Annotated in this window: 18 protein-coding genes and 1 pseudogene; 12 read left to right on the top strand and 7 right to left on the bottom strand. The window is 73.0% G+C overall.

Annotated elements, in window-relative coordinates:
• The first annotated feature begins 7 nt into the window (after positions 1 to 7).
• From KBX63_RS03180 to KBX63_RS03170, 3 genes are all read left to right on the top strand, one after another.
• Positions 8 to 376: a helix-turn-helix transcriptional regulator gene (locus tag KBX63_RS03180; protein ID WP_210907865.1), complete on the top strand. Its 369-nt coding sequence runs from the start codon at positions 8 to 10 to the stop codon at positions 374 to 376.
• Positions 373 to 1014, top strand: a complete 642-nt coding sequence (locus tag KBX63_RS03175) for an SRPBCC family protein (RefSeq protein WP_210907863.1) — start codon at positions 373 to 375, stop codon at positions 1012 to 1014. Before KBX63_RS03180 ends, KBX63_RS03175 begins: the two co-directional genes overlap by 4 nt.
• 151 nt (positions 1015 to 1165) lie before the next feature.
• Positions 1166 to 1678 carry an NUDIX domain-containing protein gene (locus KBX63_RS03170; RefSeq protein WP_210907861.1) on the top strand — a complete coding sequence of 171 codons (513 nt, stop codon included), beginning with the start codon at positions 1166 to 1168 and terminating at the stop codon, positions 1676 to 1678.
• Between the two features lie 43 nt (positions 1679 to 1721).
• Here the strand turns inward: KBX63_RS03170 and KBX63_RS03165 are convergent, their stop codons facing one another.
• The 4 genes and pseudogenes from KBX63_RS03165 to KBX63_RS03150 all read right to left on the bottom strand — a co-directional run.
• On the bottom strand, positions 1722 to 3656 hold the full coding sequence (locus KBX63_RS03165) for an ABC transporter ATP-binding protein (protein WP_210908525.1): 1935 nt from the start codon (positions 3654 to 3656) through the stop codon (positions 1722 to 1724).
• 147 nt (positions 3657 to 3803) lie between these two features.
• Positions 3804 to 4085: a hypothetical protein gene (locus tag KBX63_RS03160; protein ID WP_210907860.1), complete on the bottom strand. Its 282-nt coding sequence runs from the start codon at positions 4083 to 4085 to the stop codon at positions 3804 to 3806.
• A gap of 82 nt (positions 4086 to 4167) precedes the next feature.
• Positions 4168 to 4713 carry an ATP-binding protein gene (locus KBX63_RS03155; protein WP_247661615.1) on the bottom strand — a complete coding sequence of 182 codons (546 nt, stop codon included), beginning with the start codon at positions 4711 to 4713 and terminating at the stop codon, positions 4168 to 4170.
• A gap of 97 nt (positions 4714 to 4810) precedes the next feature.
• Positions 4811 to 5152: pseudogene (locus tag KBX63_RS03150) on the bottom strand (response regulator); the annotation flags it as partial.
• Positions 5153 to 5354: 202 nt separating this feature from the next.
• On the opposite strand from KBX63_RS03150, the gene KBX63_RS03145 reads away from it, so the two are divergent.
• The 7 genes from KBX63_RS03145 (at position 5355) to KBX63_RS03115 (ending at position 11871) form a co-directional block, all read left to right on the top strand.
• Positions 5355 to 7550, top strand: coding sequence for a hypothetical protein (locus KBX63_RS03145; RefSeq protein WP_307871590.1), 2196 nt, complete (start codon positions 5355 to 5357; stop codon positions 7548 to 7550).
• A gap of 25 nt (positions 7551 to 7575) precedes the next feature.
• Positions 7576 to 8067, top strand: coding sequence for an SsrA-binding protein SmpB (smpB, locus tag KBX63_RS03140; protein WP_210907856.1), 492 nt, complete (start codon positions 7576 to 7578; stop codon positions 8065 to 8067).
• A 140-nt stretch (positions 8068 to 8207) separates the two neighbouring features.
• Positions 8208 to 8600 (top strand): SCO5389 family protein, encoded by a 393-nt coding sequence (locus tag KBX63_RS03135; RefSeq protein ID WP_210907848.1) that lies wholly within the window; start codon positions 8208 to 8210, stop codon positions 8598 to 8600.
• Positions 8601 to 8778: 178 nt separating this feature from the next.
• On the top strand, positions 8779 to 9204 hold the full coding sequence (locus tag KBX63_RS03130) for a molybdopterin-binding protein (protein WP_210907846.1): 426 nt from the start codon (positions 8779 to 8781) through the stop codon (positions 9202 to 9204).
• Positions 9201 to 9995 carry a molybdate ABC transporter substrate-binding protein gene (modA, locus tag KBX63_RS03125; RefSeq protein WP_210907844.1) on the top strand — a complete coding sequence of 265 codons (795 nt, stop codon included), beginning with the start codon at positions 9201 to 9203 and terminating at the stop codon, positions 9993 to 9995. The genes KBX63_RS03130 and modA overlap by 4 nt, the downstream gene beginning before the upstream one ends.
• 71 nt (positions 9996 to 10066) lie before the next feature.
• The gene (locus tag KBX63_RS03120; protein ID WP_210908522.1) at positions 10067 to 10807 is read left to right on the top strand and encodes an ABC transporter permease; all 741 of its coding nucleotides are present in this window, start codon (positions 10067 to 10069) and stop codon (positions 10805 to 10807) included.
• A complete protein-coding gene (locus KBX63_RS03115) occupies positions 10804 to 11871 on the top strand; it encodes an ABC transporter ATP-binding protein (RefSeq protein WP_210907842.1) in 1068 nt (355 codons plus the stop codon). The genes KBX63_RS03120 and KBX63_RS03115 overlap by 4 nt, the downstream gene beginning before the upstream one ends.
• Before the next feature lie 76 nt (positions 11872 to 11947).
• Here KBX63_RS03115 and KBX63_RS03110 read toward each other — a convergent pair whose 3' ends face one another.
• The 3 genes from KBX63_RS03110 to KBX63_RS03100 form a co-directional block, all read right to left on the bottom strand.
• Positions 11948 to 12361 carry a type II toxin-antitoxin system Phd/YefM family antitoxin gene (locus KBX63_RS03110; protein WP_210907840.1) on the bottom strand — a complete coding sequence of 138 codons (414 nt, stop codon included), beginning with the start codon at positions 12359 to 12361 and terminating at the stop codon, positions 11948 to 11950.
• A 41-nt stretch (positions 12362 to 12402) separates the two neighbouring features.
• Positions 12403 to 12975 (bottom strand): GNAT family N-acetyltransferase, encoded by a 573-nt coding sequence (locus tag KBX63_RS03105; RefSeq protein WP_210907838.1) that lies wholly within the window; start codon positions 12973 to 12975, stop codon positions 12403 to 12405.
• Positions 12976 to 13087: 112 nt separating this feature from the next.
• A complete protein-coding gene (locus KBX63_RS03100) occupies positions 13088 to 14323 on the bottom strand; it encodes a hypothetical protein (RefSeq protein WP_247661614.1) in 1236 nt (411 codons plus the stop codon).
• A gap of 188 nt (positions 14324 to 14511) precedes the next feature.
• Between KBX63_RS03100 and KBX63_RS03095 the strand changes: the two genes are divergently transcribed.
• Both KBX63_RS03095 and KBX63_RS03090 read left to right on the top strand, forming a co-directional pair.
• Positions 14512 to 16071, top strand: coding sequence for an NAD(P)/FAD-dependent oxidoreductase (locus tag KBX63_RS03095; protein ID WP_210907836.1), 1560 nt, complete (start codon positions 14512 to 14514; stop codon positions 16069 to 16071).
• Positions 16072 to 16213: 142 nt separating this feature from the next.
• Complete coding sequence (locus KBX63_RS03090; protein ID WP_210907834.1) at positions 16214 to 19678, top strand: ThuA domain-containing protein; 3465 nt, start codon at positions 16214 to 16216, stop codon at positions 19676 to 19678.
• The last annotated feature ends 86 nt before the right edge of the window (positions 19679 to 19764 follow it).

Here is a 19764-nt window from a genome sequence, read left to right as displayed (position 1 = left end):
GGTCGTCGTGCACGCCTTCGACGTGCTGGGCGATCCGGTCCGGCGCCGCATCCTGGAGCTGCTCGCCGACGGCGAGCAGACCGCCGGCGCGGTCAGCGCGGTGATCCGCGAGGAGTTCGGCATCTCTCAGCCCGCCGTGTCCCAGCATCTCAAGGTGTTGCGGGACAACGGCTTCGCCACCGTGCGACCGGAGGGCGCCCGGCGGCTCTACGCGGTCGACCCGCGCCCCCTGCGCGAGGTGGACGGCTGGCTGGAGCACTTCCGCCGGTTCTGGGCCCCGCCCCTGGCGGCACTCGCCACCGAGCTGGCCCGGGGCCGACGCGAACGTCGGCTGCGCGGGCCCGCCGACCCACCCGAGGAGAGGAACCCACAATGATCGACGCGATCGAGCAGATCAACGCCGTCCAGCGCCACGTCGGCAGCCGCACCCTGGAGGCCGGGGAGGCCCGGGTGAGCACGCTCAGCCAGACGTACCACGCGACGGTCGAGGATCTCTGGGACGCCTGCACCAACGCCGAGCGCATCCCACGCTGGTTCCTGCCGGTCTCCGGAGACCTGCGGCTGCACGGCCGGTACCAGCTCGAGGGCAACGCCAGCGGCACCATCGAGAGCTGCGACCCGCCGCACCGCTTCACCGCCACCTGGGAGTTCGGCGGCGAGGTGAGCTGGATCGAGGTGCGGCTCACCCCCGTCGACGACGAGCGGACCCGCTTCGAGCTGGACCACATCGCGCACGTCGACCAGGACCGGTGGACCCAGTTCGGGCCGGGCGCCGTCGGCGTCGGCTGGGACCTGGGCCTGCTCGGTCTCGCCTCGTACCTCGCCGGGGACGGCAGCGGGGTCTCGCCGGAGCAGAGCGTCGAGTGGAGCGCCTCCGAGGAGGGCCGGCGGTTCACGGAGCTGAGCAGCGAGCTGTGGGGGCAGGCGAGCATCGCCGCCGGCACCGACGCCGACGAGGCAAAGGCCGCCGCCGACCGCACCACCGCCTTCTACACCGGCACCCCAGCCACCTGACCCCCGCGCCCCCGCCCCCCCGTCGCCGCCGGGCCGCCGCGCCGCCGTCGCCGCCGCGCCGCCCCCGGCCGCGTCGATCTAGGGAGAATCGTGGTGATCAGAGATCACCTGGCAGTGATTCTCCCTAGATCGACGCGTAAGGTGCTGGGGCATGACCGGTACGGCGTACTCGCACTGCTCATACTGCGGCGCCGTCTACGCGGCGGCGGGCTGGCCGCGGGCCTGCCCGGCCTGCGGGGAGACCGTCTGGCGCAACCCGCTGCCCGTCGCGGTGGCGGTGCTGCCGGTCCGCACCGCCGGGGGCCTGGGTGTGGTGGTGGTCCGCCGGGACATCGAGCCGGCCCGCGGGCTGCTCGCGCTGCCGGGTGGCTTCATCGAGTACGGCGAGGAGTGGTCCGACGCGCTGGTCCGTGAGCTGCGGGAGGAGACCGGGCTGGTGGCGGCAGCCGAGGACGCCCGGTTGTTCGCGGTGCACGGTGCCCCGGCGGGCGGCACGATGATGGTCTTCGGGGTGCTGCCCGAGCGTCGAGCGGAGGAGCTGCCGCCGTCGGCGCCGACCGAGGAGGCGACCGAGTGGCTGGTGCTCACCGAGCCGGTCGAGCTGGCATTCTCGACCCACACCCGGGTGCTCGCCGACTTCCTCACCCCGGGCGGCCGCGCCTGACCTCCCACTCCCCCGCCCCGGCGCCGCGCGACCTGTCCGGTGGTCAGCGGGGCAGCGCGTCGTCGGTGCCGGCGAGGTAGCCGCTGGCCTGGAGGTCGAACAACTCGCGGTAGAGACCACCGGCCGCCATCAGCTCGTCGTGACTGCCGTGCTGGACGAGTCGACCGCGGTCCATGACGAAGATCCGGTCGGCGTGCCGGACGTTGGCCAGCCGGTGGGTGAGCAGGACGACCGCCCGGTCCGGTCGGCGACGCAGATGCTGGAACAGGGCGTGTTCGGCGCGGGCGTCCAGGGCTGCTGACGGCTCGTCGCAGATCAGCAGGGCGGCGTCCCGGTAGAGGCCCCGGGCGGCGACCAGGCGCTGCCACTGCCCGCCGGACAGCTCGTGGCCATTCTTGAACTCCCGGTCGAGCAGGGTGTCGTAGCCGTGCGGCAGGCCGACGATCATGTCATGCGCGGCAGCCGACGCGGCCGCCTCCTGCACGCTGGGGCCGGGTCGATCCGACGGGCGGTCGTGCCGGCCGACGCGGATGTTCTGCCCGGCGGTGAACGGGAACTTCCACCACTCCTGCGTCATCACGGCCACCTGCGCGCCGAGCGCGCGTGGGTCGAGCTCGACGGCATCGACGCCGTCCCAGCGGATCACCCCGCCGGTCGGCCGGTAGAGCCCCGCGATCAGCTTGGCCAGGGTGGTCTTGCCAGAACCGTTCTCGCCGACCAACGCGATCACCTCGCCGCGACGAACGGTCAGGCTGACCCGGTCGACCGCGGGCGCGTCGGTGTCCGGGTAGCGCAGGCTCACCTCGTCCACCTCGATCGCATCGACACCGTCGGCCACCCGGTCGCCGCCGACCGGCACGCGGGTGTGAGCACGGTCGAGGAAGTCGCGGTAGTCCTGGTAGTAGAGGGCGTCCTCGTAGAGCGAGTTGGTGGCCACGACCGCCACGCCCAGGCTGGTCCGCGCCGACTGCAGGGCGAGCATGGCGGTCGCCGCGGCGGCGAGGGCGACCATTCCGTTCAGCAGCAGGCCGCCGAGGACCGCGTACACCCCGAAGGTGGCCAGCCCCGCCACCGTGGCGCCGACCACGCGGGTGCCGGTCTGCGAGCGGACCAGCCGCAACTGGGCCCGGGTCTCGACGGCCATCACAGCCCGGTACTCGGCCAGCAGGAAGTCGCGCATCTGGTAGGCGCGGACCTCCGCGGCGGTGCGTCGGTTGGCCATCAGATGGGCGAGCATCCACATCCGACGTCGCCGGGTGATCCGGGCCAGCATCGCCAGGTACTCACGGCGGGCCATCCGCACCGCTGTGACCGCCTGCGGCACCGCGGCGAGGAGCAGGAACGGCAGCAGCAGCGGCTGGATGACGGTCACCGCGACCGCGGTGGCGAGCATTCCGACCACGCCGGTGACCAGATTGACCGTGTGGTCGACGATGTACGCCGCCTCGCCCATCCCCCGGTCCCGCACACGGTCCATCTCCTCGGCGAACCCCGCGTCGTCGAACGCGGCCAGGTCCACCGCCGTGGTCGCCTCGAACAGTCGCAGCTCCACCTGGTAGTTGATCTGCGGGGTCAACCGGGCCTGAGCCCAACCGGCGGCGATCGTCAGGCCACCGCGCGCCGACACCGCAACCGCGGCCACGATCAGCGCCGGCAGGGCCGAGCGGACCCGGTCGGGCGTGGGACCGGAGGCGAACAGCTCGCGCAGCACGCTGGTCGTGGCGAGCAGGCCGAACGTGGTCATCACCCCGGCGGCGACGTTCAGGCCGATCGAGGCGACCGCGTCCCGCCGGCTGGTGGCCCAGGCCAGCGCGACCGCCTCGCGGACCAGGCGGGGCAGCCGACGGGCCACCGTCCAGAAGCTGGTGTGAGCGAACTCCCTAGCGTGGTGCATCCAGACGGCGTCCTCCAGCTCCGGCAGCATCGAAGGGTCGCCCGGCTGATCGTCGTCCTGGGGAGCGGTGCGCTGGCGGGTCATCGACTCCACGGACCCTCCTCGGGACGGGATCAGAATGCCGCTCGACACTACTGCGCGCAACCGTCCGATGTCTTCAGGTGATCGGCGCGTCGCACGGGTGTGCCAATGGCGTGTTGGCGCCAACCGGATGATCCCGAGACGGCCAGGTCAGCCGGTCGGCGTCTCCGAGCGGAAGCTGTGACCCAGTTCGGCGCCGAGTCCGAAGTAGTGGCGGAAGTTGTAGATCAACGGATGCCAGGCCGCCGGGTCGACATGGTTGGTGCCGGGCACGACGACCTGGCCGAGGGCCCACGCCGAGGAGATCGGGGCCAGGTTCGCGCTGCCGTCGTCGTTCTCGGTGCTCAGCAGCGCCACCGGGGTACCGAAGTACAGGATGCTCGGGGTGATCGTCAGGTGCTCGGTGACCGTTGGTGTGTGGCTGATCGTCATGGTCGCCGGCCGTACGGCCGCCATCCTTCGGCCCCCGCCGAAACGACCGTTCCGGGTCCGCCCCGCCAGCCAGGTCAGCGGGTCAGGCTGGTGGCGGGCCCTCGGTGACCGGCAGCAGCACCCGGAAGGTGGTCCGCCCGGGCTCGGTCTCCACCCGGATGTCGCCGTGGTGCTTGTGCACCACGATCCGGTACGAGATGTCCAGCCCCAGCCCGGTGCCCGCCCCCACCGGCTTGGTGGTGAAGAACGGCTCGAAGATGCGGGGGCGCACGTCGGGCGGGATGCCGGGCCCCGTGTCGGTGATCTCCACCGCCAGCAGGTCACCGACGCGTCCGGTGCGGACGGTCAGCACGCCCTTCTCCCCCATCGCGCCCAGCGCGTTGTCGATCAGGTTGGTCCACACCTGGTTCAGCTCGGCGGCGTACGCCGGGACCGGCGGGAGGCTGCGGTCGTACTCGCGGACCAGCTTGACCTGGGCGGGGATCTTGCCCTTGACCATCACCAGCGTGGCGTCGAGCAGGTCGTGCACGTCCACCACCCGGTGCGGCGCGCGGTCCAGCTGGGAGTACTGCCTGGCGGCACCGACCAGGCCGGAGATCCGGGTCACCGCGTCGCCGATCTCGCGCATCAGCAGCTCGGTGTCGACGGTGTAGGTGAGCCAGCGCCGCCCAGGTCTCCAGCAGGCCGTCCACCACCGGATACAGCTTCTCCTCCGGCGGGTGCCAGGGCTTGAGCAGGTAGTGGTCCAGGTCGACCACGTTGATCGCCTCGATCGCGGCGTCGGTGTCCGCGCACGCGGTGAGCAGCACCCGGCGAGCGGCCGGGAAGATGTCCACCGCGGCCTCCAGGAACTCGACGCCGGTCATCTCCGGCATCCGGTGGTCCGCCAGCAGCAGCGCCACCTGCTCGCCGCGAAGCTTGACCTCCCGCAGCGCGTCCAGCGCCTCCGGACCCGAGGCGGCCCGCAGCACCCGGTAACGGTCGCCGTAACGGCGACGGATGTCCCGGGCCACCGCCCGGGACACCACCGGGTCGTCGTCGACGGTCAGGATCACCGGGTTCGCCATGGCGCCCATGAAACCACCCTGCCGGGGGTCCACCGCGCGGGGCGCGGGCCGGGGCGCCGATACAGGGTTGGCCAGGCATCGGGCGGGTAAGCCGGGTCGCCGCGCGGGTGGCCGCACACCGACGACCCGCCGGCAGCCGCGCACACCTTCCGGGGGGCCCATGGCGGACGCGTCGACGACCGGACCGACATCGGATCGGGTCGTGGAGCTGCGGGTGCACGGCGTCTCCGGGGCGGGGGCCGACCAGGTGCTGGACCGGCCGCACGTCAATCAGGTCGCCGGGGACCGCAGCGGCGGGTTCTACCGCCCACGTGAGGGCTATCCGGACTCCAAGGGCACCGGCGGGATGACGCTGGAGGCGTACCGCTGGAGCGACCTGCCGTCCGGCACGGCCGTGCGGACGCTGTCGCTGGTGTTCCTGTTGCCGTTCATGCTCTGCAACGTGGCGCTCTGGATGCGCCCGGCGAGCCACGCCTCGAAGCACGGCATCGTCGCGCTGTGCCGGGTGCTCGCGCTCACCCTCACCATGCTCTACGTGCTCTCCATCGTCGGGGTGGCGCTGGACCTGATCGCCTGGCGCTGCATGGGCACCCCGTCCTGCATGGCCGGGCGGAGCTGGCTGTCCTGGCTCGGCGGGCGCTCGCCCGGGTTGCGCCTCGGCCTGCTGGCGCTGGTGCCGGTCGCCGCCGTCGGAGTGGTCTGGTGGCTGGGCGCCCGCCCCGGCCACTCGTTCGACGCGTTCCGGACCCGGGAGCCGGCAGCCTCCGCGCACCCCCAGTTGAGCGCGGTCGGCCAGTGGGACGGCACCCCACTGGTGAGCCGGCTGCGCTCGGTGCACGTCGCCGCCGCGTTCGCCACCCTGGACGGCAGCCTGCTGGCCGCCCGGGACAGCGAGGGTGCCTCATGGGAGATGGCGGTGCTGGTCGTGGCCACCGGGGCGGTGCTGCTCGCCTGCCTCGTCCTGCTCTCCACGGTGCAGAGCATCGACCGGCCCGGCCCGTCGGCCCGAATCGACAACCTCACACGCGGGCTCCGTACGATCGCCTGCGGCCTGACCATCCTGGTGATCGTGCACACGATCAGCAGTCCGGAGCCGTGGCCGCAGGGCCGCGAGCTGCCCGGGTACGGCGCCATCGTGGCCTGGCTGTTCGCCAGCCAGACCGCGCTGCTGGTCGTACTCGCCGTGTTGGTGATCTGGCGACGGGGCGGCCCGCCGGGGGGTTCGCCGCTGCGCGCGCTGGGCGCGCCGGCCTTCGTCACGATGGCCGCCGGCCTCGCCGTGGCGTTCTCCGCCGAGCTGGTGTACCGCGTGTCGGATCTGCTGGACCGCGACGGGGAGACCGCTGAGCGACTGGCCACCAGCCCGCCACTGGCGTACAAGTGGGCGATCTTCGGGTTCTTCATCGCGGTGCTGACCGCCCTGCTGGTCGGCGGCGTGGTCACGGTGCTGACCCGGCGCGAGCGGAGGCGGGCCGCGGAGGCGATCGTGGCCGCCGACTTCCCGCACGCACCGCCCGAGGCGGCGGAGCGGCTGCGCCAGGTCGAACAGGCGGTGGCCCGGGCCCGGTTCACCGAGCGGCTGCCCCCGCTCACCGTGGTCTACGCCGGGCTGGCCGCGCTCGGCCTGGCCGCCAGCGTGCTCGGCCTGCTCCAGCTCTATCCCGGTGACGTGATCCAGCGCTACGTCGGGGTGCCCGCCGACATGGTCAACTTCCTGATCGGGATGGGCAGCTACGCGATCGCCGCGATCCTGCTCGGGCTGGTGATCGGCGGCATCTTCGCCTACCGGACGGCGCAGTTCCGCCGGTACGTCGGCGTGCTCTGGGACCTGGGAACCTTCTGGCCCCGGGCCGCGCACCCCTTCGCCCCGCCGTGTTACGCCGAGCGGGCCGTACCGGAGTTGACCCGGCGGATCACCTATCTGGTCGACGAGGGCGAGTCGGTGCTGCTGGCCGGGCACAGCCACGGCTCCGTGCTGCTCGCCGCCACGGTGCTGCAACTGCCGCCCCGGGTCACCGACCGGGTCGCTCTGCTGACCTACGGGACGCCGCTGCAGCGGATGTACTCGCAGCTGTTTCCCGCGTACGTCGACGACGACGTGCTGCGCGAGATCGGCGAGCGGGTCGGCTGGCGCTGGCTGAACCTGTGGCGGGAAACCGACCCCATCGGCGGTTGGATCTTCGCTTCGCACCGTCCCGGGGACCGCCGGACGCGCACCGGGCCGGAGGCGGCGGTGGACCGCCGGTTGATCGACCCGCACGACGTGGTGCCGCCGCCGTACGACAGCGTGCCGCCGCCGATCATCGGGCACTGGCCGTGCGAGTCGGACGAGGCGTTCGCGGCCGCGGAACGGGACCTGACCGAGCGGCTGCGCGCGGGCCGGCGGCGGGCCGGCTGAGCGGGCGGCCGGATATCGTCGTCGGGTGACCGCGTCCAGGCAGCCCGAGCGCCGGCTCATCGCCTCGAACAAGAAGGCCCGGCACGAGTACACCGTGCTCCGCACGTACGAGGCGGGCATCGTGCTGGTCGGCACCGAGGTGAAGTCGTTGCGCGAGGGGCGGGCGTCGCTGGCGGACGCGTTCGCCCACGAGCGCGACGGCGAGCTGATGCTGTACGGCCTGCACATCGCCGAGTACGGCTACGGCAGCTGGACCAACCACACCCCCCGGCGCACCCGCAAGCTGCTGCTGCGCCGGGCCGAGATCGACCGGATCCTGGAGAAGGTCCGCGAGGGTGGGGTGACCCTGGTGCCGCTGTCGATGTACTTCGACAACGGCTGGGCCAAGGTCGAGCTGGCCCTGGCCCGGGGCAAGCGCTCGTACGACAAGCGGCAGGCGCTGGCCGAGCGGGACGCCAACCGGGAGATGGCCCGCGAGCTGGGCCGCCACCTCAAGGGCCACCCCCGCCGGGTCTGACCCCATCTGGCCGCCCTCCCGGTGGCGCGGTATGCGGGGCGGCGCGCCCGGACATCGTTGACGTCGTCCAGAGGACGTGGTGTGCTCAGTCGGCACCGTTAATGGAAACGGTGTTCATTGGCTTGAAGTGGAGGAGAACCATGTCGCTCACCGTCCCGCCCGCCCTGCTCGATGCCGCCGAACGCGGCCCCGTCGACGACGACGCCTTCGTCGCCTGCGTCCGCGACTCACTGCCGTACGCCTGGGCCACCGTCAGCCGGGTGGTCGCCGAACTGGAATCCAGCGGATCCGACCGCGCCGACAACGTCGTGCCCCCGCCGACCGACGCCGACCGGGGGCAACTGCTCCGGGCACTGGCCAGCGACGCGATCCGCGCCGGCCTGGAGCGGCACTTCGGGGTTCGGCTCGCATTCCAGAACTGCCACCGGGTGGCGGCCTTCCGCCCGGCGGCGGTGGACGGGCCGGCCTACCGCCGCTTCGTCTCGCCGCGTGGTCAGTTGCTCAACCAGTCGCCCGAGCTGCGCAACTGCTGAGCGCGCCCGGTGGACCCGTCGGCCGCGCCGGCGGGTCCACCGGCACTGCGGGGCGTGACGGCCGGGGCGCAGCGCCACCAGATGTCCCGCAATTGCGGTCTGAACAACCCCGAGGGGTACGCAGAACCTGGCTCTTGCGGGCTTTCGCACTCGCAGATGCGCCCGCTAAGGTGAGCCGGTGACGATGTTCCGGATCGGCGAGGCGGCCGACCTCCTCGGGGTGAGCGCCGACACGATGCGCCGCTGGGTGGACGCCGGGCGCCTGGCCGCCGGGCGCGACGAGCACGGCCATCGGGTCATCGACGGCGCCGACCTGGCGGGTTTCGCCCGCGCCCAGGCCGCCGACCCGGCCGCGGGCGCCGAGCGCTCCTCCGCCCGTAACCGGCTGCGCGGCATCGTCGTCGACGTGCGCAAGGACGCCGTGATGGCCCAGGTCGACATCCAGGCGGGCCCGTTCCGGATCGTGTCGCTGATGAGCCGGGAGGCGGTCGACGAGCTGGACCTGCGGGTCGGCTCGGTGGCCGTGGCGGTGATCAAGTCGACCACGGTCGTCGTGGAGCGGGCCGCTCCCGCCGCGCCGGCCAGGGGAAGGTCGGGCGGATGAGCGCGCGGGCGAGGCGCACGGCGCTGGCCGCGCTGGTGGCGTTGGCCGGGCTGGCGGTGGCCGGCTGCGGCGGGGGCGACGACCCGGCGCCGGGCGGCAGCGGGGACGGCCGGGTCAACGGCACGGTGACCGTGTTCGCCGCCGCCTCACTGACCGAGTCGTTCACCCGTATCGGCAGGGACTTCGAGGCCGCGTACCCGGGCAGCACCGTGACGTTCAACTTCGCGGGCAGCTCGGCCCTGGCCAACCAGATCAACCAGGGCGCGCCGGCGGACGTGTTCGCCTCCGCCGCTGCGCGGAACATGACCACGGTGACCGAGGCCGGCGACGCCGACGGCACGCCGGCAACCTTCGCCCGCAATCAGCTGGTGATCGCGGTGCCCCGGGGCAACCCGGCGGGGGTGACCGGGCTGGCCGACCTGACCCGGCCGGGCGTGAAGGTGGCGCTCTGCGCCGACCAGGTGCCCTGCGGCACGGCTGCCCGGTCCGCGCTGGACGCGGCCGGGGTCGCGTTGACGCCGGTCACCCTGGAGCAGGACGTCAAGGGCGCGCTGGCCAAGGTGAAGCTGGGCGAGGTCGACGCGTCTCTGGTCTACCGCACGGACGCGCGCGCGGCGACCGCCGACGTGACCGGCGTCGAGTTCCCCGAGTCGGCGCGGGCGGTCAACGACTACCCGATCGTGGCGCTCAAGGACGCACCGAACCGGGCGGGCGCGCCGGCCTTCGTCGCGTACGTCCGCTCGGCGCCGGCGCAGGCGGTCCTCGCCGAGGCCGGGTTCCAGGGCCTGTGAGCCGGGTCCTCGACGCCGCCGCGCCCCGGCGGCGCGGCCGGGTGCCGGCAGCGCTGCTGATCCCGGCCGGGATGGGGCTGCTCTTCCTCGTCCTGCCGCTGGCCGGGCTGGTCGTCCGGGCACCGTGGACGACGTTGCCGCAGCGGCTCACCGAGCCGGGGGCGCTGACCGCGCTGCGACTGTCGGTGCAGACCGCGACCCTGGCCACCGTGCTCTGCCTGCTGCTCGGGGTGCCACTGGCCTGGCTGCTGGCCCGGGTCGAGTTCCCCGGCCGACGGCTGGTCCGCGCCCTGGTCACCGTGCCGCTGGTGCTGCCGCCGGTGGTCGGCGGGGTGGCGCTGCTGCTGGTCTTCGGCCGGCGCGGTCTGATCGGCGGGTGGCTCGACGCCACGTTCGGCGTCACCCTGCCGTTCACCACCGCGGGCGTGGTGCTGGCCGAGTCGTTCGTCGCCATGCCGTTCCTGGTCATCGCCGTGGAGGGTGCGCTGCGGGCCGCCGACCACCGCTACGAGGAGGCCGCCGCGACGCTGGGCGCCGGCCGGTGGACCACCTTCACCCACGTCACGCTGCCGCTGGTGGCGCCGGGTTTGGCCGCCGGCGCGGTGCTCTGCTGGGCCCGGGCGCTCGGCGAGTTCGGCGCCACCATCACCTTCGCCGGCAACTATCCGGGCCGGACGCAGACCATGCCGCTCGCCGTCTACCTGGCGTTGGAGACCGACCTGGAGTCCGCGATCGTGCTCAGCCTGGTGCTGCTCACCGTCTCGGTGGGCATCCTGGCCGCGCTGCGTGACCGCTGGATCACCGGCCCATGACCGCGCCGCTGCTCGACGCCCGGCTCGTCGTCGACCGGGACGCCTTCCGGCTCGAGGTGCCGTTGCGGGTCGCGCCCGGCGAGGTGGTCGCGCTCCTCGGGCCCAACGGTGCCGGCAAGACCACCGCGCTGCGCGCGCTGGCCGGGCTGCACCCGCTCACCGCAGGGCACGTCACCCTCGACGGCGTCGACCTGGACCGGCCGGCGAGCCGGGGCTGGGTGCCCACCGAACGCCGGCCCATCGGCGTGGTCTTCCAGGACTACCTGCTCTTTCCGCACCTGAGTGCCCTGGACAACGTGGCCTTCGGCCCGCGCCGGCACGGCATCGACCGGCGGGCGGCGCGGGCCACGGCCCGGGACTGGCTCGGCCGGGTGGGGCTGGCCGGGCAGGCGCACCGCCGGCCCCGGCAGCTCTCCGGCGGGCAGGCGCAGCGGGTGGCGCTGGCCCGGGCACTGGCCGTCGAGCCGTCGCTGCTGCTCCTGGACGAGCCACTCGCCGCGCTGGACGCCCGCACCCGGTTGGACACCCGCGCGGAGCTGCACCGCCACCTGTCCGCGCACCAGGGCGCGACGGTGCTGGTCACCCACGACCCGCTGGACGCGCTGGCGCTGGCCGACCGACTCGTCATCGTGGAGGGTGGGCGGGTGGTCCAGGAGGGCGACGGCCCGAGTGTCACGGCCCGGCCGCGCACCGACTACGTGGCCCGGCTGGTCGGGCTGAACCTCTATCGGGGGCGGGCGGAGGGGCACGGCGTGCGGGTCGCGCCGGAGCTGACCCTCACCGTCGCCGACCGGCTGAACGGCGAGGCGTTCGTCGCGTTCCGCCCGGCGGCCGTGGCCCTGCACCCCGCCCGGCCGGAAGGCAGCCCGCGCAACACCTGGGCGGGCACCGTGGCCGGCGTCCAGCGGCACGGCGACAACGTGCGGGTGCAGCTGGACGGGCCGATCGGGGTGGCCGCGGACGTCACCCCGGCCGCCGCCGCCCAGCTGCGGCTGATCCCCGGCCAGCGGGTCTGGGTGGCGGTCAAGGCGACCGAGACGCACGCCTACCCGGCCACCGGCTGACCCCGACCCTCGGCCCGGCCGCGATCAGCCGACGACGCAGGTCGGTATGCGCGGTGGGCCGCCGGCCAGCACCGGGTCAGCCGGCGAGCAGGTCTGCGTGCGCGGCCCGTAGCCGAGCCAGCGCCGGGTCGCTGCCCGGAACGACGCGTCGGTCCAGCTCGGCCCACACCTCGGCCAGCGCCGCGCGCACGGCACCCAGCTCGGCGGCGTGCCGGTGACTGCTGCGCCGGTGCTGCTCGTCGAGGCGACGGGCCCAACCGGCGGTGACCGCGGCGAGCCGGTCGGCGTCGGCGCGGGCCTGTGCGCCACTGCGGGCAGCGGCGGCCGGGACGATCGCGGCGACCGGGCGGTGGTCGCCGTCGCGGGTGACGACGGTGACCACGTCGGTCAGCTCGGCCAGCGCCACGAGCTGGCTGAACCGGGTGCGCGCCTCGCGCAGCGGCACGGAGCGCGGCGGGTCGGGGTGCGGGGTGAGCGCGGGGACGGCCATGGATGCATGGTGCCGCCCGGGTACGACAGAACCCGCCTTCGTCAGTGGACGGTGGGCCGCGGGGCGGCCCGCCCGGCCAGCCACTCGTCGGCCAGCACCGACCAGACCTCGAGGTCGATCCGCCCGTGCGGACCCGGGTAGACCTGGCGGAGCGTGCCGTCGTGACGCAGGCCGAGACGGCGGGCGAGCGCGATGCTGCGGGCGTTGTCGGCGTTGGTGCGCCACTCCACCCGCTGGATGCCGCGCTCGCGTACCGCCCAGTCGACGATCCGGCGGACCGCCGGCGCGACCATGCCGCGCCCCTGCGCCGCGGGCTCCACCCAGCAGCCCACCTCGCAGACACCCAGCGCGGCGTCGAACGACACGAACATGACCCCACCGACCAGCGTGCCGCGCCACCACAGGCCCCAGATGCCGCCGGCGTCACGGGCCCAGCGCTCCGCGTACCGCTGGAGCACCGCCCGGGCCGAGGGCAGGTCGGTGGCGACGAAGGACGGCGACACCCAGGGCTGGATGTGCTCCCGGGCCCGGTCCAGATTGGCGAGGAACTCCTCGGCCCGCCACGGGTCCAGCGGGCGCAGCTCGACCTCCTCGGTCAACGGCAGGGCGAACACCGGGCCTCCACGGGGTGCGGGTCGGGACGTCGGGTAGCAGGTTCGCACAGGCCCGCCGGCCGGACCCAGCGCGGGGCGGGTCACGCCGGCGCTCAGGCCGCCCGGGGCGCGCTCAAATGATCATGTGGGTCCAGTAGCTGAGCCAGAGCACGAACAGCGCACCCTGGACCAGGGCGAGAGCCGCGGTCAGCCACACGTCGACGGTGGCGCGGCGTGCCCAGCGGGCCAGCACCAGGGCGACCGGGAAGGCGGCGAGCAGGTAGCGCAGCAGGCTCTTGTAGACCGGCGGGCCCATCGACAGCGGCACCAGCACCATGAGCACGCCGTATACCAGGTAGGCCAGCTCGCGGCGGCGGAACCCGGCGACGAGCACGGCCAGCACGGCCACGGCGAACCAGACCCGGGCGGCGTCGCGTGGCTCTCCGGCCAGTCCGCCCAGCAGCACCGGCACCGGGTTCTGCACCCTGATCCCCCACCCAGTCTGCTGGGCGTGCTGGTAGGCGAACCAGTCCCCGCCCCGCCACCGGCAGAACGCCATGAAGGTGAACCAGCCGGCGGGCAGCAGCAGCAACGGCCAGCCGATCCGCAGGTACCCGAGCAGAGCGCGTGGGCCGAGCCGCCAGTCGTGCTGGCGCAGCAGCACCAGCGCCAGTGGCAGCGCGACGACGAAGCCGACCGAGCGGCTCATCGCCAGGAAGTAGCCGAGCACGCCGACCAGCAGCCACTGGCGGCGCTCCGCGTGGTAGAACGCGGCCAGCGCGAGGCAGACGAAGAGCGACTCGGTCAGCGCGGCCTGGAACAGGAACGCGGTCGGCAGCAGCACCAGGTAGCGGGTGAACCGGCGGGCCGCGTCCGGGTCGCCGAGCAGCAGCTCGGCCAGTCGACAGCCGTACCAGAGGGCCAGCAGGAAGGCGACGTTGCTGATCAGCAGCAGGGCCAGCGCGTTGTCGCCGCCGAGCAGCGCGCCGACCGGCCGGGCCAGGAACGGGTAGAGCAGCGGGAAGCCGAAGTCCCGCCACGGCCCGGTCAGCGGCAGTTCGCTCAGCCGCAGGTAGAGCAGCGCGTCCCAGGCGAACCAGAAGGAGACCCACCGGTGCCCGGAGACCTCCCGCTGCTGCGTCCACATCAACGTCTCGTCGGCCGGCGGCGCGCCGGGGATGCCGTCCCAGGCGTGCAGGACCAGGAGCCCGACCAGGGTGAGCAGCAGCTTCGCGCCGAGGAACAGGCCGAGCAGGTACGGCCAGGGCGCCGGCACCCGGCGGGCCAGCCCTGCGCCGGACCGGGCCGCAGCGGCCAGCCGGGCGGCGAGCGCCGTCGCGCGCCCCCGGCCGCTCCGCCACCGGCGCATCCGCCCGCTCCCCCGGTCCGCCCCGGCCCACCCTCCGCGCGGGGGCGCCGCCCTTCCCGTTGTACGCCGCCGCGCGCCCCGCCGGAGCCGAAACCGTCACATACCGGCACCGCCGCGGGGGTGAAGTCCGCCGCAGAACGGGTACGCGCCGCGCCTCAACCACAGCGGTGAGCAGGGAGCGCGGCGGCATGAGCGAGCAGCACAGCACGGTGGTCATCGGTGCGGGACCGGCAGGTCTCACGGCGGCGTACGAGCTGCTCCGGCACGGCCTGCCGGTCACGGTCTTCGAGGCCGACGAGGTGGTCGGCGGGATCAGCCGGACCGTGGAGCGCGACGGGTGGCGGTTCGACATCGGCGGGCACCGGTTCTTCACCAAGGTGCCCCGGGTGGAGGCGTTCTGGCACGAGATCCTGCCGGACGAGGACTTCCTGACCCGGCCCCGGATGAGCCGGATCTTCTACCGGGGGGCGCTGTTCAACTACCCGCTCAGCGCGGCGAACGCGCTGCGCAACCTGGGGCTGCCGGAGGCGACCCGCTGCCTGGGCTCGTACGCCCGGGCCCGGTTGCGTCCGCCCCGGGACCAGTCGCACTTCGAGGGCTGGGTGTCGGCCCGGTTCGGCTGGCGGCTGTACTCGATCTTCTTCAAGACGTACACCGAGAAGGTCTGGGGGATGCCGGCCGATCGGCTGCAGGCCGACTGGGCGGCGCAGCGGATCAAGAACCTGTCGCTGGCGAAGGCGATCCGCAACGCGGTGCTGCCCCGGCGGTACCGCACGGACGTGACCAGCCTGATCGAGCAGTTCCAGTACCCGAAGTACGGGCCGGGGATGATGTGGGAGCGGTGCGCCGAGCAGGTGCGCCACCGTGGCGGAGACCTGTCGACCGGCACCTGGGTCACCGCGGTGCACCGGGACCCGGCGCGGCGGCGGGCGATCAGCGTGACCGTCAACGGGGTGGGCGGGCAGCGCACCGAACCGGCCGACCACGTGGTCTCGTCGATGCCGATCTCGGAGCTGGTGGCCGCGCTGCGCCCGGCGCCGCCGCCGGAGGTGCTGGCCTGCGCCGCCGACCTGCGCTACCGGGACTTCCTGACCGTCGCGCTGGTGGTGCCGGCCGAGTTCTCCTTCCCGGACAACTGGATCTACGTGCACGACCCGGGAGTGCGGGTGGGCCGGATCCAGAACTTCGGTTCCTGGTCGCCGTACCTGGTCAAGGACGGTCGCACCTGTCTGGGCCTGGAGTACTTCGTCTTCGAGGACGACGAGATGTGGCGTACCCCCGACGCCGACCTGGTGGCGCTGGCCACCGCCGAGCTGGAGCGGCTGGGGTTGGCCCGGCCCGGCGTGGTGGAGGCCGGCTACGTGGTGCGGATGCCGAAGGCGTACCCGGTGTACGACGAGCGCTACCAGCACAACGTCGACGTGATCCGGGCCTGGCTGGCCGAGGAGGTGCCGAACGTGCACCCGGTGGGGCGCAACGGCATGCACCGCTACAACAACCAGGACCACTCGATGCTGACCGCCATGCTCACCGCGGAGAACATCGCCACCGGCAGCACGCACGACGTCTGGTCGGTCAACGTGGAGCAGGACTACCACGAGCAGTCCACCGGCGGCGACGGGCACCGGGGCACGGGCCGGGACGCGCCGGTGCTGCCCAGCCGGATCACCACGGCCCCGATCACCGCACCCGGGGGTGCCGGCTCCACCGGGGACGGCGACCGGCCGGCGCAGGTGCCGCTGGGCTGACGGCGCTGGAGGGATCCGGACGGACGGGACAGGAAAACGCTTACCTTGCGCCTATTGACGGTCATCACTGGCTGTCAGTACCGTGACGCGGGCAGCGAAGAAAGCGCTTTCCGACCCTCGCCGTCCGACAGGGAGCGCCCCTATGCCCAAAATCCTGCGCGCGTTCTGCCTCGCCCTGCTCGCCGTCGCCACCGTCCTGAGCACGACCACCGCCCTGCCCGCCGAGGCCGCCCCCCGCTTCCGGGTGCTGGTCTTCTCCAAGATCACGAACTTCTACCACGACTCGATCCCGGCCGGCATCGCCGCGATCCAGCAGCTCGGCACCGCCCACAACTTCGAGGTCGTGGCCACCACCGACGCGGCGGCCTTCACCGACGCCAACCTCGCCACCTTCGACGCCCTGGTGTTCAACAACACCAACTCCACCCCGGCCTCCGGTGACCTGCTCAACGCCAGCCACCGGGCGGCGTTGCAGACCTTCATCCGCAACGGCGGTGGCTGGGCCGGCCTGCACGCCGCCTCAGCCAGCGAACGCGACTGGCCTTGGTACGAGGGCCTGGTCGGCACGATCTTCGACTTCCACCCCGACTTCTCCGCCACCGGCGGTACCTATCCCGGCCGGGTGAAGGTGCTCGACCGGGCGCACCCCTCGACGCGGAACCTGCCGGAGCTGTGGGAGCAGAGCGAGGAGTGGTACAACTGGCGGACCAACCCGACCGGCAACGTGCACACGCTCGCGCAGATCAAGGTGCGCGACGGGATCAGCGGGCTGGACGAGGGCGTCGACCACGCGTACTCCTGGTGTCAGCGCTACGACGGCGGCCGGTCCTGGTTCACCGCCGGCGGGCACGCCAGCTCCCGGTTCAGCGAGCCGGCCTTCCTGGAGCACCTGCGCTACGGCATCGAGTGGGCGGCCGGCGCGGTCGCCGGCGACTGCTCGGCCACCGAGACCGGCAACTTCGAGCGGGTGGGGCTGGTCACCGAGAACCTCGCCGACCCGTTCGAGCTGGCCGTCGCCCCCGACCGCAAGGTCTACTACATCCAGCGCACCGGCGCGCTAAAGGTCGTCAACCAGGACACCCTCCAGGTCACCACGCTGCTGGACCTCGCCTACACCTCGGCGATGACCGACCAGTCCGACGGGCTGCTCGGAATGACCCTGGACCGCAACTTCGCCAGCAACGGCTGGATCTACCTGCTCTGGTCGGACAAGACCCTCAAACAGCTCAACCTGTCCCGCTTCACGGTCGCCAACAACAGCGTCGCGCTCTCGTCGGAGAAGCGGCTGCTGGCCATCCCCACCTTCCGCGGGGTGGGCCGGGCCAACTCGCACATGGGCGGCTCGCTGACCATGGACGCCGCCGGGCGGCTCTACGCCGCCATCGGCGACAACACCGACCCGTTCGCCTCCAGCGGGTACACGCCGATCGACGAGCAGGCCGGCCGGGCCGCCTGGGACGCCCAGGGCACCGCCGGCAACACCAACGACCTGCGCGGCAAGATCCTGCGGATCACCCCGCAGGCCGACGGCACGTACACCGTCCCGAGCGGCAACCTGTTCCCCGCCGGCACCGCGCGGACCCGCCCGGAGATCTACGCGATGGGCATGCGCAACCCGTTCCGGGTCACCATCGACCCGCACACCAACGCGCTGCTGGTCGGCGACTACGGGCCGGACGCCCGCGCCACCGATCCCAACCGCGGCCCGGAGGGGACGGTCGAGTTCAACCGGATCACCGCCGCCGGCAACTACGGCTGGCCGTACTGCGTGGGCAACAACATCCCGTTCAACGACTACAACTTCGCCACCAGCACCCCCGGGGCGAAGTTCAACTGCGCCGCGCCGGTGAACAACTCCCCCAACAACACCGGCCTGACGACCCTGCCGGCGGCGAAGTCGGCGCTGGTCTGGTACGCGTACTCCGCCTCCAGCCAGTTCCCGGAGGTGGGCACCGGCGGTGGCGGGCCGATGAGCGGCCCGGTCTACGACCACGACCCGGCCAACACCCGCACCACGAAGTTCCCGGAGTACTTCGACGGCAAGTGGATCACCTACGAGTTCACCCGCAAGTGGTTCAAGACGCTGTCGATCCACAGGACGGCACAGACGTTCACCAACGCGCGCTTCGGCCCCACCGCCGTGGGCCACCTCCAGTCGATCAACGGGATCTTCGGCAACATGAGCTGGACCCAGCCCTTCGAGGCGGAGTTCGGCCCGGACGGCTCGCTCTACGTCATCGACTTCGGCGAGGGCACCGGCAGCGGTCGGGGCGGCAGCAACGCCGGCGCCGGCATCTACCGGATCGACTACGTGGCGAACGGTCGGCCGCCGACCGCCAAGATCGCCTCCAATCCGGACAGTGGACGACCGCCGCTGACGGTGGCGTTCTCCTCGGCCGGATCGGCCGCCGGCGACGGCTCCGCGCTCAGCTACGCGTGGGACTTCACCAACGACGGCAGCACCGACTCCACCGCCGCCAACCCGAGCCACACCTACCCGTCGGCCGGGAAGTTCACCGCCCGGCTGACCGTGCGCAACAGCGGCAACGGATTGACCGCCAGCGCGGTCACCGACGTGGTGGTCGGCAACACCCGGCCCACGGTGACCATCACGGTCCCCGACGGAGGCTTCTTCGACTTCGGCGACAAGATCCCGTACACGGTGACGGTCACCGATCCGGAGGACGCCACCATCGACTGCGCGAAGGTGACCGTGCAGACCCAACTCGGCCACGACTCGCACGCCCACCCTCTGGACGTGTACACCGGCTGCTCGGGGCTGCTGGCCACCGAGGCGGACGCCGGTGACGGGCACGGACCCGGACAGAACCTCTACACGGTGGTCACCGCGCAGTACACCGACGGCGGCGCGGCCGGCGGCGTACCGACTCTGACCGGCTCGACCCGGGCGCAGTTGCAGCCCAAGAGCAAGGAGGCCGAGCACCTCACCGCCCAGTCCGGCATCACGGTGAACGACCGGCCAACCGCCCGCGCCGGCAAGCGGCTCGGCGACGTCGACCACAACGACTGGGCGGCGTACGGGCCGGTGGACCTGCGCAACATCGGCTCGGTGACGCTCGGGATGACCAACGGTGGGGTCGGCGGTGACATCGAGCTGCGGACCGGCTCACCCACCGGCACGCTGATCGGCAGGGCCACCATCGGCTCGACCGGCGGCTGGGACAACCTGGTCTCCCCCACCGTCACGCTGACCAACAAGCCCGCCGGCACCACCACCCTCTACGCGAAGTTCGTCAACGCCGCCCAGGTCAACGGCACCCCGGACCTGCTCGCCCTGGACTGGCTGCGGTTCAACGGGGCCGGCGTCAAGCAGGAGCCCGGCGGTACGCTCTCCCTCGCGGCCAGCCCCCGCAGCGGCACCGCGCCGCTGACCAGCACCCTGACCGCCACCGCGACGGCGCCATCCGGGCAGAGCATCACCGACTACGCGTGGGACTTCGGCGACAACACCGCCGTCACGCACGGCGCGACGCTGCGGTCGACCGGCCACAGCTACCCCCGCAGGGGGACCTTCACCGCCCGGGTGACGGTCACCTACACCAGTGGGGAGACCCGCTCGGCCAACCTGACCATCACGGTCAGCTGACCGCCTGCCGGTGGCGGGCGGGATTGATCCCGCCCGCCACCGGCACGGCGGACCGTGGCCCGGCCCGCACAAACCGCAGTGCTCGC

This window comes from Micromonospora sp. U21, assembly GCF_018070045.1.
In the GTDB taxonomy this organism is placed as follows: Bacteria; Actinomycetota; Actinomycetes; order Mycobacteriales; family Micromonosporaceae; genus Micromonospora.
The sequence above is the reverse complement of the archived record's forward strand: the minus strand, read 5'-3'. Positions and strand labels throughout refer to the sequence as shown.

Coding starts and splice junctions, on each gene's coding strand:
- KBX63_RS03165 (WP_210908525.1), bottom strand. CDS start 3,656: ATGACCCGCCAGCGCACCGCTCCCCAGGACGACGATCAGCCGGGCGAC.
- KBX63_RS03175 (WP_210907863.1), top strand. CDS start 373: ATGATCGACGCGATCGAGCAGATCAACGCCGTCCAGCGCCACGTCGGC.
- KBX63_RS03160 (WP_210907860.1), bottom strand. CDS start 4,085: ATGACGATCAGCCACACACCAACGGTCACCGAGCACCTGACGATCACC.
- KBX63_RS03110 (WP_210907840.1), bottom strand. CDS start 12,361: ATGGCCGTCCCCGCGCTCACCCCGCACCCCGACCCGCCGCGCTCCGTG.
- KBX63_RS03100 (WP_247661614.1), bottom strand. CDS start 14,323: ATGCGCCGGTGGCGGAGCGGCCGGGGGCGCGCGACGGCGCTCGCCGCC.
- modA (WP_210907844.1), top strand. CDS start 9,201: ATGAGCGCGCGGGCGAGGCGCACGGCGCTGGCCGCGCTGGTGGCGTTG.
- KBX63_RS03155 (WP_247661615.1), bottom strand. CDS start 4,713: ATGCGCGAGATCGGCGACGCGGTGACCCGGATCTCCGGCCTGGTCGGT.
- KBX63_RS03095 (WP_210907836.1), top strand. CDS start 14,512: ATGAGCGAGCAGCACAGCACGGTGGTCATCGGTGCGGGACCGGCAGGT.
- KBX63_RS03170 (WP_210907861.1), top strand. CDS start 1,166: ATGACCGGTACGGCGTACTCGCACTGCTCATACTGCGGCGCCGTCTAC.
- KBX63_RS03135 (WP_210907848.1), top strand. CDS start 8,208: ATGTCGCTCACCGTCCCGCCCGCCCTGCTCGATGCCGCCGAACGCGGC.
- KBX63_RS03120 (WP_210908522.1), top strand. CDS start 10,067: ATGGGGCTGCTCTTCCTCGTCCTGCCGCTGGCCGGGCTGGTCGTCCGG.
- KBX63_RS03115 (WP_210907842.1), top strand. CDS start 10,804: ATGACCGCGCCGCTGCTCGACGCCCGGCTCGTCGTCGACCGGGACGCC.
- KBX63_RS03090 (WP_210907834.1), top strand. CDS start 16,214: ATGCCCAAAATCCTGCGCGCGTTCTGCCTCGCCCTGCTCGCCGTCGCC.